Source organism: Betaproteobacteria bacterium, assembly GCA_016720925.1.
In the GTDB taxonomy this organism is placed as follows: Bacteria; Pseudomonadota; Gammaproteobacteria; order Burkholderiales; family Usitatibacteraceae; genus UKL13-2.
Window position 1 is genome coordinate 194,530 of sequence record JADKJR010000004.1, and the last position, 17,810, is coordinate 212,339.

Consider the following 17,810-nt stretch of genomic DNA (forward strand, 5'->3'; position numbering starts at 1 on the left):
CAAAACTTTGCGCGCGCTCGAAACGCGCGCTGCTTCGCGAATATTCTGATATTCGGCGGTACTCGTCGGTTGTCACTGTAAAACCAGTGCGCGTGGCGCAATTTTTAGCCAGTCCCACTTGGTGAGTTGTGGTCGGTGTCTGAATACGTCCCCGTGTGCCTCGTCAATCTTGTCGAGAATCGTCCTGCCGCCGGCGATGATCATTCGCAATTCTGCGCCCATGCGACCCGGAAGAGTTCGGCCAAGCGGGCGACCGTCGTCCATCATGCCGCGTGCCCGTTCACATTGAAATGCCATCATGCGTTGCCATGACTCACTGCTGCATTGCGCCGCAATGTCGTGGTCGCTCAATCCAAACCGGGCCAGGTCTTCCTGTGGCAAATAGACGCGACCACCGGCATTTTTTTTCCAGTCGATGCCCACATCCTGCCAATGATTGATGAGTTGCAGCGCGGAACAAATTGAATCGCTCCAAATCAGGTTTTGCGGGGCCGCCAGTCGATACAGGTGCAGTAATAGCCGGCCAATCGGATTCGCAGACCGGCGGCAGTAGTCCATCAACTCCGCAAAATCGGCGTATCGCGTCTTGGTAACGTCCTGAAGAAATGCATCAATGAGATCGCGAAATAGTTGAATCGGCAATGCATGCTCGCGGATGATCTCCGCAAGTTGCACAAACAGCGAATTCGAGGACTCAACACCTGTGGCGATCAGATCCAGCTCGCGGTGGTAATCATTGAGCATTGCCTGGCGCTCAGGAATTGTCAACGATCCCTCGTCTGCAAAATCATCCGCGGAGCGCGCAAACGCATAAATGATCTCGACAGAAGGCCGTAGATGCCGAGGCAGGAGCCAGGACGCTACCGGGAAGTTCTCGTAATGGTCGACAGGCACTTGCGGGCAGAGTTGGATGAGTTGGCGAATTATATTTGCAAAACAAGCACTTTCGCGCCGCAATTGGGAACAAAAAAGGCGGCTCTTATACGCGAACGGGGGTGGTTTGCGGTAAAATGCGCGCGTTAATGCTGCAAAAAAGCGGTAAAAAGCAATTCGTAAATCTGGGCGAAAGTGGCGGAATTGGTAGACGCACTGGATTTAGGTTCCAGCGCCTTACGGCGTGGGGGTTCGAGTCCCTTCTTTCGCACCACGAACAATCTTTCACCTCTCAGCGCATATCACGATTGCGGTCGATAAGGCCTGCAATTCCTGCCACCGCGCAAGGTGCCAATGTACTAAGGAATTTCATGCAAGCACAAGCCAATACCCCCATCGCCACAACAGCGAGTCGCCTTGAGCGGAATCTGATCCTATCGTTGCCGGCGGTTGAGATCGAATCACAGATCACGACGCGGCTCAGGCAGATTGCGCGTACCGCCAAGATGTCAGGCTTTCGTCCCGGCAAGGTCCCATTCAATATTGTCGCCAACCAATACGGTTTCCAGGTCAGGCAGGAAGTCATGTCGGATGCGGTGCAGAAGTGCTTTGCTGATGCAGTCAGGGGACAAAATCTTCGGGTCGCTGGTTATCCGCGCTTTGCACCTGCCAATTCCGGGGACTCCGCGGACAAGTTTGAATTCACGGCGACGTTTGAAGTCTATCCCGATGTGAAACTGGGGTCGCTTTCCGGCTTGAAGCTCAATCGCCCGGTGGCCGAGGTGATGGACAAGGACGTCGACAACACGCTTGAAACGCTGCGTAAACAGCGAGCGAGTTACGACAAGACCGATCGCGCTGCCGAAAAAGGCGACTTCCTGGTGGTCGATTTTCGCGGCACCCTGAATGACGAACCGTTCAAGGGCGGCGAGGCTGAGAATTTCGGTGTGGTATTGGGTGAAGGCCGGATGTTGCCCGATTTTGAAGCCGCCTTGCTCGGCATGAAGGGTGATGATGCGAAAACATTTGACCTGACTTTTCCCGCTGATTACCAGGAAGAACTCGCCGGCAAAACCGTGCAGTTTTCGGTGACGGTGAAAGTGGTCAATGCACCAAAACTCCCCCCGGTGGATGCGGATTTCGCGAAAACGCTTGGCGTGACGGATGGCAATATCGCGACGATGCGCGCCGAAATCAAGGCAAATCTCGAACGCGAGTTGAAAAAACGTATTCAGTCCAAAACTAAGGACCAGGTGATGGAGGCCTTGGCATCTGTTTCCGAATTGGAGTTGCCGCGTTCATTGGTGGACATGGAAGTCGGGCGTCTGCAAGAGCAGGCGGTCAAGGATCTTGAATCTCGCGGCATGACCACCAAGGATTTGCAGTTGCCTCCGGAATTGTTTGTCGAGCGGGCTGAAAAGCGCGTAAAGCTGGGGTTGGTGCTGAGTGAAGTGGTCAAGCAGAATGATCTCAAAGCCAAGCCGGAACAAATCCGGGCGATTGTCGAAGAGCACGCTGAAAGTTTTGAGGATCCGAAGCAGATGGTTCGCTGGTATTACAGCGACCAATCGCGATTGGCTGAGGTTGAGGCGATGGTGCTTGAAGACAATGTCGTGGAGTGGGCCGCGCAATCCATGGATGTGGCAACGGTTACGCAATCGTTCGACGAAATCATGGAGATCATCCGCACATGAAGCGCAACAGAGGATTCAGCGACTTCCAGTCTCACGCCTATGACTTGACCGGGATGGCACCGGGTGACGGTGATTTTGCCGAGACACGTGGACTTGGTTACATCCCGATGGTCATTGAGCAGTCGGGACGGGGCGAGCGGGCGTTTGATATTTATTCGCGCCTCCTGAAGGAGCGCGTGGTTTTTTTGGTGGGCGAAGTCAATGACGCCACGGCCAACTTGATTGTTGCGCAAATGCTTTTCCTGGAATCCGACAACCCGGACAAGGAAATTTCGCTCTACATCAATTCCCCGGGTGGCTCTGTCACCGCAGGCTTGGCGATCTACGACACCATGCAGTTCATCAAGCCCGACGTCGCAACGCTTTGTACAGGATTTGCAGCAAGCATGGGTGCGTTCTTGCTGGCAGCCGGTACAAAGGGCAAACGCTATTGCCTGCCGAATTCGCGTGTAATGATTCATCAGGTCTCGGGTGGCTTTCGTGGGCAGGCGTCGGATATTGCGATTCATGCCAAGGAGACTCTGTTCCTGAAGAATCGCCTCAATGAGATCATGGCCAAGCATACGGGCCAGTCGATTGAGGTGGTGGAACGGGATACAGATCGAGACAATTTCCTGTCCGCGGAGGATTCGTTGAAATACGGTATCATCGATAAAATCCTGGAAAGTCGCCACCAGTTGTGACGGGTTCCAGTCGTGAAACAAGCGCGTTTTTTGCTTTCTCGTTGAGATGTAATCGAACGGACAGAGCGAACAGCGTGGCAATAGATTGGCATGGGTTGAAACGGGCGCATCAATGACGGAAAAAGTTGGCGAAAAACTGCTTTATTGTTCCTTTTGCGGCAAGAGCCAGCACGAGGTCAGGAAGCTGATTGCCGGTCCATCTGTATTCATATGCGACGAATGCATCGACCTGTGCAATGACATCATTCGCGAGGAAGCACAAAGCGATCCGAACACGAAATCCACCAAGAGCGATCTGCCGACACCGCTGGAAATTTGCGATATCCTCGATCAATACGTAATCGATCAGGTTCAGGCCAAGAAAATATTGTCGGTAGCGGTATACAACCACTACAAACGACTGAAAACCGGCGCCAAAGATGGTGAAGTGGAGCTGGCGAAATCAAATATTTTGCTGATCGGACCCACTGGTTCAGGCAAAACCTTGCTCGCGCAGACATTGGCGCGTTTGCTGAATGTACCGTTCGTTATCGCCGATGCGACGACGCTGACCGAAGCCGGTTACGTCGGCGAAGATGTCGAAAACATCATTCAGAAGCTGCTGCAAAAGTGCGATTACGACGTCGATAAAGCGCAACGGGGCATTGTATATATCGATGAAATCGACAAAATCTCACGTAAGTCAGATAACCCTTCTATTACGCGGGATGTGAGTGGCGAGGGCGTGCAACAAGCATTATTGAAGTTGATCGAGGGCACGATCGCATCGGTTCCCCCTCAGGGTGGGCGGAAGCACCCCAATCAGGAATTTGTGCAGATTGACACCACCAACATTTTGTTTATCTGTGGTGGGGCGTTCGGTGGTCTGGAAAAGGTGATTCAGAACCGCACGGACAAAGTCGGGATCGGTTTTGGCGCGGATGTTCGCAGCGGAAAAGACCGCGAGGCCCGCAACCAGTTGCTTCGCGATGTTGAACCGGAAGACCTGATCAAGTACGGTCTGATTCCTGAATTTGTGGGCCGCCTGCCGGTTGTGGCGACGCTTGAAGAGTTGGATATCAAGGCGCTGGTGCGAATCCTGACTGAGCCGAAAAATGCGCTGACCAAACAATATGAAAAGCTGTTTGCGATGGAAAATGTCAATCTGGAGTTCCGTGAGGGGGCTTTGGGCGCCATCGCCAAGCGCGCGCTTGAGCGCAAAACTGGTGCACGTGGCCTGCGCTCTATCATTGAACACGCTTTGCTGGATGTGATGTTTGAATTGCCCTCCTTGAGTAACGTCGAAAAAGTTGTTGTCGACGAGGGAACCATCAAGGGCGAGCAACAGCCGCTGCTCATCTATTCGGACAAGCACAAGGTGGCGGGTGCGCAGTCCTAGCCGAGCGCACTTCACGCAAATGCGCGATGGATTGTTCGCGCCCCAGTCATCAAAGTGCGAATTTCCACTGCAGGGCGATTGCGCGCCAAGCCTCGCGGAGCAGCCATCCATGGCGCAGCAGATCCGGATTCTCCCTGCCTCGGGCAAAACCCTTGTGAATTGTCGCGTCGCCTCCATCTACCGGATTATTGTCTTTCACTTTGTTTTTCCAAGGACGCAATCATGAGCCCTATCCCTGAATCCGACGCATCCATAATCCTGCCGCTATTGCCATTGCGAGATGTCGTCGTGTTTCCGCATATGGTAATTCCGCTGTTTGTCGGGCGCCCAAAGTCAATCAAGGCGCTTGAAGCCGCAATGGAGGAGGGGAAAAACGTCGTTCTGATTGCCCAGAAGTCGGCGGCAAACGACGACCCGACGCCAGAGGATTTATACGATGTAGGTTCAGTCGCAAGCATCCTTCAAATGCTGAAGCTGCCGGATGGTACGGTCAAGGTGCTGGTGGAGGGCGTCCATCGCGCCCGCATCAAGCAGGTGTTGAATGTGAAGGAGAACTACGAGGCCGAGGTTACGCCGATACTGCAGGGAGATGGCGACAACAACGAAGTCGAGGCGATGCGACGCAGTTTGTTTGCCCAATTCGATCAGTACGTCAAGCTCAATAAGAAGATTCCACCGGAAGTATTGACCTCCCTGTCTGGAATTGAGAGCGCGAGCCGCCTGTCCGATACTATCGCCGCGCATCTTCCGTTGAAGCTCGAACAGAAGCAACAGATCCTGGAGAATTTCGATGTGCCTTCGCGTCTGGAACAACTGCTTGGCCTGCTTGAAACGGAAATCGACATTCTGCAGGTCGAAAAGCGCATCCGCGGTCGCGTCAAGCGCCAAATGGAGAAGTCGCAACGTGAGTACTACCTGAACGAACAGGTGAAGGCCATCCAGAAGGAGCTTGGCGAAACCGAGGAAGGTGCCGACATCGATGAGTTGGAAAAGAAGATAAAGGCGGCGCACATGCCCAAGGAGGCACGTGCCAAGGCCGAGGCGGAATTGAAAAAACTCAAGTTGATGTCGCCGATGTCTGCGGAAGCGACCGTCGTGCGGAACTACATCGATACTGTCGTTGCGTTGCCGTGGAAGAAAAAAACGAAAGTGAGTTCGGATCTGGCAAACGCCGAGAAAGTCCTCGATGCCGATCACTATGGGCTTGAAAAGGTGAAGGAGAGGATCGTTGAGTATCTTGCAGTGCAGAGCCGCGTTGAAAAGCTGAAGGCCCCAATCCTCTGCCTTGTCGGGCCGCCCGGCGTCGGCAAAACCTCGCTCGGTCAGTCAATCGCCAAAGCCACCAATCGAAAGTTTGTACGCATGTCGTTGGGTGGTGTGCGTGATGAAGCCGAGATTCGCGGTCACCGACGCACCTACATCGGCTCAATGCCGGGGAAGATTTTGCAGAACATGAGCAAGGTGGGGGTCAGAAACCCGTTATTTCTACTTGATGAAGTGGACAAGATGGGAATGGACTTCCGCGGCGACCCCGCGAGCGCGTTGCTCGAAGTGCTCGATCCGGAACAAAATCATACGTTTCAGGATCATTATGTCGAAGTGGATTTTGATTTATCTGACGTAATGTTCGTGGCTACGTCGAATTCTTTCAATATTCCGCCGGCTTTGCTTGATCGCATGGAAGTCATCCGCCTTTCCGGATATACGGAAGACGAAAAGGTGCATATTTCCCGCCAGTATTTGCTGCCAAAGCAAATGAAGGCCAATGGCGTCAAAGAAGAAGAGCTGAATATTGCCGATCACGCGCTTCGCGACATCACCCGCTATTACACCCGCGAGGCAGGTGTGCGTGGAATGGATCGGGAAATTGCAAGAATTTGCCGCAAAGTGGTGAAATCGCAACTCACCAAGAAAAAAGAAGGCAAGGTGCAGGTCACGATCAAGAATCTCGACAAATATCTTGGTGTGCGTCGCTATTCATATGGCATCGCTGAGAAGGCCAATCAGATCGGACAGGTAACAGGACTCGCATGGACTGAAGTAGGTGGCGAATTGTTGACCGTGGAAGCGGCCAAATTGCCGGGGAAAGGCAAAGTGGATACGACAGGCAAACTCGGCGAAGTTATGCAGGAATCCATCAAGGCCGCGATCTCGGTCGTACGCTCGCGTGCCAAGGGGTTGGGTATTGCGGAAGATTTTTACGAAAAAAATGATCTTCACATCCACCTGCCGGAGGGCGCGACCCCGAAGGATGGTCCGAGCGCGGGCGTCGCCATCACGACAGCGCTGGTATCCGTATTGACGGGCATACCGGTTCGATGCGATGTGGCGATGACGGGCGAGATCACCTTGCGGGGAGAGGTATTGCCAATTGGCGGCCTGAAGGAAAAATTGCTGGCAGCTGCACGTGGGGGCATCAAGACAGTTCTGATTCCGGAAGAAAATCAGAAAGACCTGGTGGAAATACCGAACGAAATCACCAAGGACCTTACGATTGTGCCGGTACGCTGGATTGACAAAGTACTCGAAATGGCGCTCGAACGCCTGCCGGTTCCGCTTGTTGAATCTGTCGAGGTGCCTGGTGCATCAGTCGCACCGGTGAAAGATGCAGCGGCGGTTACCAAACATTGAGCGCGCCTTTTCGGTGATGGTAGGCGGGTGTGTTGTCAATCATCGCTCCTGATCGGGCCAATCGCGTTGGGTCTTGATTTCCGTGCTTGACACATTGATTTGCAAATTGCTATAAAAACAAATCAGCCCAAGCATTCATTTGCGGTCTCTATGGATTAGAATCTTGCCATTGCAATCAGTTTCAAGCGTCAATCCGTCTGTGCGTGTTTTGAACAGGCGTCATCAAGAAAATCTTTGAGGAAGGGTCCTTCACGTGAACAAATCCGAATTAATTGAATCAGTAGCAAAATCCGCCGATATTTCGAAAGCCGCAGCACAGCGAGCGTTGGATTCAATGGTCACCGCAATCAGGGTTTCCCTGAAACGCGGACAAATGGTGACCTTGGTGGGATTCGGCACGTTCTATGTAGGCAAGCGCAAAGCCCGCGCCGGACGCAATCCACGTACTGGTGACGCGATCAAGATTTCCGCGGCAAAAGTCCCGAAGTTCAGAGCTGGTAAAGCGCTGAAAGATGCGCTAAACTAGTCGGCTTCGGGTGCTTAGCTCAGCTGGTAGAGCGTCGCCCTTACAAGGCGAATGTCGGGGTTCGAGCCCCTCAGCACCCACCAGATAGTTTCAAGCAGTAAGTTGGTTTTGCTTTAAGTGCAGACCGGTTCATGGAGTGGTAGTTCAGTTGGTTAGAATACCGGCCTGTCACGCCGGGGGTCGCGGGTTCGAGTCCCGTCCACTCCGCCAATACAAGAAGCCTCGCGGTTTTGCGAGGCTTTTTTCATTGTAATGCGCTACGACCGATACCAAAGTTACCGACGTTGTACGACCAGACTATGTGGTCACGGCAGGTGCAGCCAATTGACTGAAGCAAAGTGACGCGATCAGTGCCTTCGCGGATCAAAAGTCGGATCGGATTGATTTAATATGTTGAATCATGATCACGGCCATCCCATGTGAAACTGTGCCAGGCAATCCGGATTTTCGGTGCCTTGGCAGCATTGCGCGCATTCAGGTTGATTTGCGTTACGCAAGTCCGAAAAATTTCATTGGCCGGGATCTGTATTCGCCGCTTGACTGTGCCTGGCTGCATCGAGACGCGGCGCAAGGGCTGGAAAAATCGCTCGCGTGGCTTTTCTCGCAACGCGCCGACTTGAGTCTGTTGGTGCTCGATGCGCTTCGTCCCCAGCGAGTACAGGAACAGCTTTGGGCCGCGTTGCAAGGCACCGATTTGCAGATGTATTTGGCGAGCCCCGCGCGTGGCTCGATCCATTCATTTGGGATGGCTGTCGATGTTACGCTTGTTGATCACCAAGGACGCGAGCTTGATATGGGTACGCCGTTTGATGACCTTAGCGGGTTGTCGCATCCCGCCAGTGAAAGTGAGTTCCTGACGAGTGGTAGATTGACCATGCAGCAAGTCGACAATCGCCGTTTACTTCGCGATGCAATGAAACACGGAGGCTTTGCCGGCATTAACACAGAGTGGTGGCATTTCGATTGCGGCGATCGCAATCTGGTTCGCGCGACATATCCCCGTGTCATGTAACAATTTACTAACGCGGAAATGTTTCCGCGCTAATAAAGTGCGGTACCGGAGCGTGCCGCCCAGTCGATCATTGCATCCAGTATCGGCTTGGCGATCGGGCTAACCGGCCCATTGGGAGACGCGTGATTGATCATCGCCACGACGATACAGGGCTCCTTCGCCGCATTGGTCACATAGCCCGCCACCGCCGCGGTATTGTTGAGCGTGCCTGTCTTGATCCGCGCATGTTGCGCGCCAGGGCTGTCCCGCAAACGGGTTTTCATCGCGCCATCGACGCCGACAATCGGAAGGCTGGCCATGAACTCGGGTGCCCAATCGCTACTGGCTGCCGCCCTCAGGACGGCCGCAAGTTGCTGTGGACGAATACGTTCCTTTCTTGACAGGCCAGAGCCATTTTCCAGTATCAGTCCGGCATCATCGATTCCGCGCATCTGTAGCCAGGCGCGCACTTCTTTTTCCGAACGCATCGCGGTATGTTCGTTCGCGAGCGCCGCGACGGGGACATCGGTATTCTGTGTTCCCAATCTTCCCAGCGTAAGGTATACCAATCGCGTTATCGGATTATCCGACCGCTTGTTGATGTCGCGCACAACTTCTGCCAATGTTCGCGACTTGTGCTCAGCCAGCAGTCGCGCATCGGCAGGCATCGCGCCATCACGCGTGACGCCGCGGATCGTGCCGCCGAGGCTGCGCCACAAGGTGCGGAACATTCGATCGGTGAAATCGGCTCGGTCAATCACGTTAAGCCTGGTTGAAATCGAACAATTTCTTGGAAACTCTCCCGTCAGTTGAATGCCGATCGAACCATCTCCATTTCTGATGGTGGTGGGTATTTTCCAGCCATCCTCCCATTGGTCGCACGAGCGATCAATCATTGTCATTTTCGAATCAACAGTTATGCCGTCGAGTGCCGGTGTCATTCTCATGGCAATGATGTTGTCACTGGATTCAAAGTCGAATTTCAGCAGATTGGTATTAAGCAACAACGCGTCGGGGATGACGTTGTAGTGAAATTCCGGTGCCTCGTCGAAAGGAGGAACGCCAATGTCCATGCGCGGAGGGTTAAACGCAAGACGATCAACGATAAGATCTCCTTGAATGTCGCGGATTCCTTTATTCCGAAGCATTTGCAGCATCGCCTGAAAGGCCTCCCAGTCGAGGTCAGGGTCGCCAAGGCCACGAAGGACCAGGTTTCCTGCCAGAACGCCATCTACGAGCACGGCGTCGGTACGCAACTCGGTTCGACCACGATAGGTCGGCCCCAAGCGCTCCAGACTGACGATTGCGGTGAGCAATTTCAGTGTTGAGGCCGGTTGCAGGGGAATGCCAGACTGGTGCGAAAGGAGCGTAGCTCCGTCTGACACACGGACGACCAGCGCGCCCATGGCATTGACTGGAATGTTGGCGGTGTTCAGCATGTTAACCACCTCAGTGGGCAAGCCAAGTGGCGCGTGTTCTGCTCGCTGCACGGTCGTGGGCGAAACGCAGGCGCCTAAAAACAACAGGGCTGAACTGGCGATGATGCTGCATCGGAGCATGTCGAAGCCTTGGGAAAATGACGGAAAGATGGCGCAGCAACAAGCGCACGTCAGTGGACGGCTACCTTCTGCAGTGCCTTTTCTGTTGTAAACATGCCAAAAATTGCGCTGGGATATTGCATTTATCCCAAACCGGTAGCACAGTAGGGCACATCAATAATAGTTTATGGGTATTAAAGCCGCTTGGCCAATATTCGGACAAGCGTTTTTTTTGGGGAGAGTACCTTTGCAACGTTTCCGCGCCGCATGAGTCGGCGAGGTTGACGATGCAGCTTGGTCTGCGCTCCCTTTGTTGTGAGAATCACTTAACGTCAAGACAGGGAGAACTCGCCGTGAAAATAAAGAAGCTAGCTCAGGTTATCTCACTCATTTGCGTTGCTGGACCGGTTGTTTCACAACAGGCAGCCGCCCAGACCACTGATGAGCCCAGGAAGCCGCAGTCAGTTGAGCGCGTGGTCATCACAGGAAGTAGTATCAAACGCGTTGAGACCGAGGGCGCACTGCCAATCCAGATCATCACGCGCGCCGATATTGACCGCCAGGGCATTGCCACTACCGAGCAACTCATTGCGACTCTGAATAGCAACGGCAACGGTCTAGATAATCTGGCCAGCAATTCGGACGTCGTCGATGGCGCGTCGCGCGGCAACAATGGCGCAAGCTCCGCAAACCTGCGCGGACAGGGATCTGCTGCCACCTGATATTGCTGAACGGACGGCGTGTTGCGTCGCACGGATTGAACGGCGGAATAGTCGACCTGAGTTCCATCCCGCTCGCGGCAGTTGATCGCGTCGAAATTCTCAAGGACGGCGCGTCCGCGATCTACGGTACGGACGCCATTGGCGGCGTTATTAACTTCATTCTGCGCAAGGACTTCACTGGCCTTACCATGCAGGCGTCAACGGACAAGACGCAGGCGGGTGGTGGCGATATTAACCGCTTTGCGATGGTCGGCGGCATGGGCGATCTTGCAAAGGATGGTTACAACGTGATGGTTTCGCTGGCGCACAGCGACAGCAAAATTCTGCGTGGCGATGAACGTGATTTCGTCAATACCTTCCAGCCCGATCGCGGCTTATCGGTGGATACGCGAGGGACGCCATTCGCGACAATTTTTCCACTTTCCTCGACCAATGCGGCAGTTGTTCGGACCGTTCTGAGTTCGCGGGCGACACCGACCGGTCCGATCAACAACACCCTTTCGCCAATTCAGCCGGGGACCACCTTGCGAATCAATGGTGGTATTAACATACTGGACTTGCCAGGCGGGACAGGCTGCAACTCAATTGATGGCATGGGTGCTTACGACGAAGTCCTGTGGGCGACTCCAGCGGCAAAATATGCCTGCGCATGGGACACCGGACGCGCCGCTGCATTGCAACAACCAATCAAGAATACCAACGTGGTTGCCAAAGCGACCTTTAACGTCGGCAATCACGTGGTGTATGGCGAATTCACTGGTTCGAAAGCAGACTCCGCCAAGTCGTTTTCAAATAACCAAATCTCGAGCAGCACCGCTTCAACGAGCGCGCTATTCAATCTGACCTATCCCAGCACAGGCTCAAGCTACGACTATGTGTTCAACAAACTCGTGGCCGTGTTTCCCTCAATCGAAGAAAACCGCGGTCAGGGCATCGCATTTCGCTGGCGCTGTATGGAATGCGGTCGCCGTGAGTTGACGACGACTTCGGAGACGGCACGCCTTTTGATTGGTGCGGAAGGTAGTATTGGTTCATGGGACTATCGAGTCGGTGCGTCGCAAGCTTACAGCGATACGCGGTCGAAGATTGGCGGGGGTTATTACTACAATGACTTGTTTTTCCCTCTGCTCAGGTCCGGAACGCTCAACCCGTTCCTGCTACCCGGCCAATCGCAAACACCGGCAGCCTTGGCGGCGTTGGAAGCCGCATCGGCTCGCGGCGTGACGCTCTATGGCGGCAAATTCACACTTGACCAAGTGGATGCGTCTGCATCAGGATCAGTCTACAAACTGCCGGCCGGCGATGTCATGGCGGCCGTCGGCGCAGACTTCCGGTCGGAAAAGTGGACGTTCCAGGGTGACGAGCGCGACCTCGCCAACCAGCGCGCCATCTTCAATGTCCCATTCGACAATGGCAATGCGCTGAGCGGCGTGAAACGGGATATCAAGGCGGTTTATGCAGAGGTGCTGGTGCCGGTATTCAAATCGCTGGATATCACGGTCGCCGGGCGCCAGGATAACTACACGGGTTTTGGCAACACCTTTAATCCAAAGATTTCGATGCGCTACGTCCCAATGGACGAAGTGCTGGTCCGAGGTTCTTACAGTACCGGCTTCCGCGTGCCAACATTCAACCAGTTGTTCAACGGAATCACGGAGTCGCCAACATCCGGCGCGACGATTGTTGATCCCGTCAAGTGTCCGGCAAAGCTTGTCAGTGCAACGCCAGGCTGCGAATCAATCTTGCCGAATACGCTGTTGGCGGGAGGCCAGATCTGGGGCCGGAGGAATCCAAGCAAGGCGGCTGGGGATAGTATTGGCGCCGACGCGCGACTTAAGTGCCAATATCGATTGGTGGCAGATTCGCAAGACGGGCACGATTCAGGCTCTCCCTGTGGCAACTTTGATTGCGAATTACGAACTGTTCACGTCGAACTTCATTCGTGATGCAGCAGGAAATATTGCCTTTATTGACACCCGTTGGGTAAACGCCGGTGAGACCATTACCAAAGGTGTGGACGTTGGCGCGAAGCTCAACGGTAAGATTCTGACTGGAAAATACTCGGCAACGATCGATGGCACCTACCTTCTCGAGAAGAAGTCGAAACTGGTGGCGAGCGCTGCGTTTGGCGCCAGCGAAATTGCCAATTTCACGCGCGCCGGCGATTTGGGGCTGCGCTGGAAGCATGCCGCTTCCTTCACTTACACGGAAGGGGACTGGAGCGGTTCGCTTTATCAGTTCTACCGTTCTGGCTATAAGGATGCGGTATTGCCTGGCGTCGCCAACGGTAGTGTGGTGCCCCCGAACTGGGATCCGAACGTCAAGAGTTACACGACGTATCACGCCAGTGTGACCTACACCGGAATCAAGAACCTGAGCCTCACCGGTGGTATCAAGAATTTGTTTGACCAGGATCCACCATTCAGCGCGGCATATGACACCAATACCGGCGCCGGTAGTTCGTGGGAGCCACGTGTTGCCGATCCGCGCGGCCGTTCGTTTACTCTGCTGGTCAAATACACTTTCTTTTAATCTGTAAAACGTGAATTCTTGAGTTTCTGTTTACGCCACAACAATCAAGGCCCCTGAAATCAGGGGCCTTTTTTGTCATATCACCAACGTGACTGGCTTCGGACCGTTCGTCGTGATATTTCGAATATTTTCGGATTGACGCATGAACATCAATGGCAATCGCCGTGAATTTGGCATGGTATTGGGCGCACTTGCGGCTACGGCAATGGGTGTGCCCGGCGATACACAGGCAAAGGCGCAGGCGCCCGATATGGTGTCGCGTGAGCATGATCTTTCGGTTCGCGTCAAAGCGCTCCCGCTCATCAAGCCGCATGCGCTGGGCAGCGGCGCGGTCGTCGGTTTGATCGCCCCTGGCGGCGTCGTCGACGATGCTATCATCGAGAAATCCGTGCGCAACCTCGAATCGGTGGGGTTTGCCGTCAAGCTCGGGAAAAATATCCGCGCCGCGCACGGTGGCTATGCAGGCTCCGTGGCACAGCGCCTTGCTGACCTGCACGACATGTTTCTCGACAATGAAGTCAAAGCCATCTGGACCGCGCGTGGTGGTTCGGGCTGCACTGCGCTATTGCCTCATGTTCGATATCCGCTCATTCGTGCGCATCCGAAAATTCTCGTCGGATATTCGGACATCACCGCGCTGCATCTCGCGCTATACCGCAAAGCGGGGCTGGTCACGTTTCATGGACCGGCGTGGTCGACATTTTCAGATTACTCGGTCAGCCAGATGATGGCGGTTTTAATGTCGCCCCGGCCGGAAACCGAGATCAACATGTCCGTCGAGAACAGCAGGAAGGCGATTGCGCAGTCAGAATTTGCGCTGCGCACCTTGCGCCACGGCATTGCTGAAGGCAGGTTGATCGGTGGTAATCTCAGCGTCATGAGCGCCTTGATCGGTACGCCGTTCGCCGCGCCGATCAGGAACAGTCTCCTTTTTCTGGAAGACGTCAGTGAGCCCCCTTATCGTATTGATCGCATGCTCACGCAATTGCAGCAAAGCGTGGGGGAATTAGGCCAGCCGGATGGCCTCCGGCTTGCAGCAGGCGTGATGCTGGGCGTGTTCAGCAAGGTCCGCGCACGGGATGGTGATGCATCCCTGACGCTCGGCGAAGTGATCGATGAACAATTGGGAAATCTGCCGATCCCGACGGTGTATGGATACTCGTTTGGCCACGTCGCACATCAAATCACGCTCCCGATCGGAGTCCGCGCCCGGCTGAATACGGCCGAGCAAACGCTGACCCTGCTCGAACCTGCGGTGCGCGCCTGACGTTGCGAGACGCGAGAATCGCGGTACTCCGCAGCTACCGACATCAGTTGTCCACATCGCCCCTTTACAGATTGACCAAGAGAGTATTGGCGGTGACAAACTGCTACAGCTATTTACACAGGAAACCCTGGAGAATGCGGTTACGTGGCGTTGAGCGGTGTTGCACAGTTTTTCCCATTCGGCTTTCCAGATGGCGGTCAATGGTGACTGTCGATTCACGACGCTTTTCCTGCGATTGGTCGCAATCCGCTGGCGCCGGCAGGACGGCCTGCCGAGAATTCGCAGTACGGACGCCGGAAAAGTTGCCGCAAGGCCATAACCGCGATATCCGGTTTCAGTTGGCAGATTGTCGAGTGTCGCGATGGAACCAGGCGACTGCGCGATCCATAGCAGGAGAATCGTTTCCAAAAATGAAAAGGACTTCCCCATGAAAATTGGCATGAAAATTCTGGTGGTCACTTGCCTGACGTTGTCGGGCGCGGGCGCATTCGCTCAGACCCCAAGCGATGCCGCCGCGGTACCAAAGCAAAAGGTCTATGCCCTGATTTCCGCGGTCGGCGATCAATTCACCTACGTCACGCAAAAACAATCGGTGGGCTCAAATGTTCTTGATCACTATGATCGCAAGGTCATTAAGATTCCGAATGACGCGATCAACGCGTCGGTGTTGAAGGGCCTGGACAACGCCATTGCGCAGCGCGATCCCGGCAGCACGCGAATTCTGGCCCGGTTGAATCCGCTGGAAATGGACGGCGTGCGCCCGGCTGATCGCGAAAAGATCGCGATGGGCAAGTTGATTGCAACGCTCGAGAGATTTCCGCAGCGTCAGGAATGGGACACGATCATCGTTGTGACGCCAAAATTCCAGTTTTCCGAGCGCAAGGGAATGGGCAGCAAGCTGGAAGGCATCGGCGTCTATGTTCAACCGCTTGAGAGCGGAAAACTGACCGACGATGCCGGCGTCGACTTTCTCGGTGACGAGGGCGAAGAAACCATCACGCCGGATGGAAAGCCAGGCAGGCGATCCAGTACGTTTGTCGCGCCTTACAATTACACGCAAACTTGGGTATTCGATGCCAAGACGCTGAAGGTGCTGGAGACAAGCGCGCGGTATGAGTTTCAGAAAATCTTTGACCAGGAGTCGACCGCGCTGAATGTGGCCAATAGCATACCGGTCGCAAAACTTGCACAGATTTTCACTACTTTCGTCGAAAAATCCGTGGCGCGCGGTGTCGGTGAGGCGCTGCCGATTGTGGAAATGGGCGAGATCAAGCCGGTCGCGGTACAGCCCGTAAAGCCGAAATAATGATGCTGAATCCGTCATTCCCGCCCGCGCGAAAATGATGGGACAGGACACGCTTCGCGACATATAAACACAAGCGCTGGCGCGCCTTTCCAGGCATTTATTGCCGGAAATGCGCACCAGTGCTAGTGTTTGCCTTACCTACGCGGGCTACCAGGTGTACCGGACGGTATAGCGTATTACCGCCTCGGCGCCCTTGGCCAACCGCACCGGAAAGTGAATGGTCCGTGCATCGACCTTCTCGAAATCCTGTGATTTCTTCGTGACTGCCCAGGTCGTCCAGCGATAGGGATTTTCTTTCGCAATAACGGTGACCGCTTCGTCTTTCTGGTTACGCAACTTGATTTCAATTTCCTCTTCCATCACCTTGCCGGTGCTGTCGTAGCGAAAATCCACTTGGCGGCGCTCGCCGACGACATCGAATGCGCTGCCGAGCTTGATCTGGATGGTTTCGTTTTTCGCGGTGTGGTCGATAAGGTCCTCGCCGATAAACTCCAGCGATTGATCGGCGGTGTCGAGCTTGGCCACGCGTACCTTGCCCGCGGGAAGTGGAATGCCCAGCCGATTGTCTTCACGATTCTTGAAGCGCAGATATACATCCACCTTTTTGTTCGACTGGTTGCCGAAATTGCGATCGGTCATCGGGCTACCGTAGTTGCCGAAGTACTGGCCGGCCTGGCCGTAGTACAGCAAGGTTTTTTTCGCACCACGCCGCGTGCCACCGGGAATAGCTCAATTTGTTTGGTGGCGTTATTTCGCAATGTCGTGGGTCTGCCAAGCGTGTAGAGGTGGTATTCGAAGAACGCCTTCTCGGCAAAACCTTCCACCTTTTCTGCCATCGCCCCGACACTGCGCTGAAGCATCGCCGGTGCGTACTGTGGCTGGGGTTTGGCGCGTTGCACATCGCCGGCCACCAGTTTCAGTTTGGCATCATCGAATGTCGCGCCGCTCTGATTGATGATCGTCACCCACGCGCCTACATCCAGCTTGCACGCATTGGCGCCCAGGCCAGTTGCGTCGCTCAAGGTCAGGTTGTAATCGGTCCACCAGGTGATTCCGCCGGTCTGGAAACTCATGCGTGAGGGGTGTGTGCCAGCGCGTTCGGCGGCGATATCCCAGACGAGCGTCGGTTTGCTGATCAGGCCGCCGGGCAGGCTGCTCAACCGCACGCCGACGTAGTTGCTGATGGTGCGTATCGAGCCATCGGCTGCACGCAGGATCAACCCGCCTTGCGTGCCAATCAGAGTGCCGGTGATCGATTCCATGCTCTGGCCGCGGACCTGCTCCACGGTGACTTCGCGATCGAGATACTTCTGCAGCAATTTATTGGTGTTGGTAAGGTCGAACTCAAAACTCTGTTCGACCACGCGCGTCCCGGCCGGGTCGAGCAGGGACTCGAACGCGACCGTGGTCGGATCGATCAGTGCCGGAACATCCGAGACACGAATGACCGTGCGGCCCTTGCCGAGCATGACATCGCGCTGCTGCTTGACCATGGCGTATCCGGGCACGGCCATTCCTTCGCCGCCCGTCTGAAAGGTCGCGGTCGACAAGGTCCCCGGCTGAGCGCTGGAGTATATGGTGACGCTGGTCTGGCCGGTAGCAAGCGGTGCAAACAGGCCGACGACAACGAGGGCAATTGCAGTGACGGGGGAGGGGCGGTAGGGCATGA

12 protein-coding genes, 3 tRNA genes and 1 pseudogene are annotated in these 17,810 nt (G+C 54.8%); 12 read left to right on the top strand and 4 right to left on the bottom strand.

The window, feature by feature from the left end; translation table 11 throughout:
• Window positions 1–72: 72 nt before the first annotated feature.
• Window positions 73–894, bottom strand: a complete 822-nt coding sequence (hpnC, locus tag IPP88_07210; protein MBL0122521.1) for a squalene synthase HpnC — start codon at window positions 892–894, stop codon at window positions 73–75.
• A gap of 168 nt (window positions 895–1,062) precedes the next feature.
• On the opposite strand from hpnC, the gene IPP88_07215 reads away from it, so the two are divergent.
• The 9 genes from IPP88_07215 to IPP88_07255 all read left to right on the top strand — a co-directional run bounded on the left by IPP88_07215 (window position 1,063) and on the right by IPP88_07255 (window position 8,797).
• Window positions 1,063–1,147: transfer RNA gene (locus IPP88_07215), tRNA-Leu, on the top strand.
• 97 nt (window positions 1,148–1,244) lie between these two features.
• Window positions 1,245–2,567, top strand: a complete 1,323-nt coding sequence (locus IPP88_07220; protein ID MBL0122522.1) for a trigger factor — start codon at window positions 1,245–1,247, stop codon at window positions 2,565–2,567.
• A complete protein-coding gene (gene clpP, locus IPP88_07225) occupies window positions 2,564–3,250 on the top strand; it encodes an ATP-dependent Clp endopeptidase proteolytic subunit ClpP (GenBank protein ID MBL0122523.1) in 687 nt (228 codons plus the stop codon). The genes IPP88_07220 and clpP overlap by 4 nt, the downstream gene beginning before the upstream one ends.
• A 112-nt stretch (window positions 3,251–3,362) precedes the next feature.
• On the top strand, window positions 3,363–4,628 hold the full coding sequence (gene clpX / locus IPP88_07230; protein MBL0122524.1) for an ATP-dependent Clp protease ATP-binding subunit ClpX: 1,266 nt from the start codon (window positions 3,363–3,365) through the stop codon (window positions 4,626–4,628).
• A gap of 222 nt (window positions 4,629–4,850) precedes the next feature.
• The gene (gene lon, locus IPP88_07235; GenBank protein MBL0122525.1) at window positions 4,851–7,259 is read left to right on the top strand and encodes an endopeptidase La; all 2,409 of its coding nucleotides are present in this window, start codon (window positions 4,851–4,853) and stop codon (window positions 7,257–7,259) included.
• Window positions 7,260–7,512: 253 nt separating this feature from the next.
• A complete protein-coding gene (locus IPP88_07240; GenBank protein ID MBL0122526.1) occupies window positions 7,513–7,785 on the top strand; it encodes an HU family DNA-binding protein in 273 nt (90 codons plus the stop codon).
• Between the two features lie 8 nt (window positions 7,786–7,793).
• Window positions 7,794–7,868, top strand: a tRNA-Val gene (locus tag IPP88_07245).
• A gap of 50 nt (window positions 7,869–7,918) precedes the next feature.
• Window positions 7,919–7,995 (top strand) — tRNA-Asp (locus tag IPP88_07250).
• 190 nt (window positions 7,996–8,185) lie between these two features.
• Window positions 8,186–8,797, top strand: coding sequence for a M15 family metallopeptidase (locus IPP88_07255; protein ID MBL0122527.1), 612 nt, complete (start codon window positions 8,186–8,188; stop codon window positions 8,795–8,797).
• A gap of 29 nt (window positions 8,798–8,826) precedes the next feature.
• On the opposite strand, the gene dacB is transcribed toward IPP88_07255, so the two are convergent.
• Window positions 8,827–10,335, bottom strand: coding sequence for a D-alanyl-D-alanine carboxypeptidase/D-alanyl-D-alanine-endopeptidase (gene dacB, locus IPP88_07260; protein ID MBL0122528.1), 1,509 nt, complete (start codon window positions 10,333–10,335; stop codon window positions 8,827–8,829).
• Window positions 10,336–10,667: 332 nt separating this feature from the next.
• Between dacB and IPP88_07265 the strand changes: the two are divergent.
• The 3 genes and pseudogenes from IPP88_07265 to IPP88_07275 all read left to right on the top strand — a co-directional run bounded on the left by IPP88_07265 (window position 10,668) and on the right by IPP88_07275 (window position 16,141).
• Window positions 10,668–13,568 (top strand): annotated as a pseudogene (locus IPP88_07265) (TonB-dependent receptor).
• A 148-nt stretch (window positions 13,569–13,716) separates the two neighbouring features.
• Window positions 13,717–14,835, top strand: coding sequence for an LD-carboxypeptidase (locus IPP88_07270; protein MBL0122529.1), 1,119 nt, complete (start codon window positions 13,717–13,719; stop codon window positions 14,833–14,835).
• A 427-nt stretch (window positions 14,836–15,262) separates the two neighbouring features.
• Window positions 15,263–16,141 carry a hypothetical protein gene (locus tag IPP88_07275; GenBank protein MBL0122530.1) on the top strand — a complete coding sequence of 293 codons (879 nt, stop codon included), beginning with the start codon at window positions 15,263–15,265 and terminating at the stop codon, window positions 16,139–16,141.
• A 147-nt stretch (window positions 16,142–16,288) separates the two neighbouring features.
• On the opposite strand, the gene IPP88_07280 is transcribed toward IPP88_07275, so the two are convergent.
• Window positions 16,289–16,780, bottom strand: a complete 492-nt coding sequence (locus IPP88_07280; GenBank protein ID MBL0122531.1) for a hypothetical protein — start codon at window positions 16,778–16,780, stop codon at window positions 16,289–16,291.
• Window positions 16,777–17,808 carry a hypothetical protein gene (locus IPP88_07285; GenBank protein MBL0122532.1) on the bottom strand — a complete coding sequence of 344 codons (1,032 nt, stop codon included), beginning with the start codon at window positions 17,806–17,808 and terminating at the stop codon, window positions 16,777–16,779. Before IPP88_07285 ends, IPP88_07280 begins: the two co-directional genes overlap by 4 nt.
• Window positions 17,809–17,810: the final 2 nt, after the last annotated feature.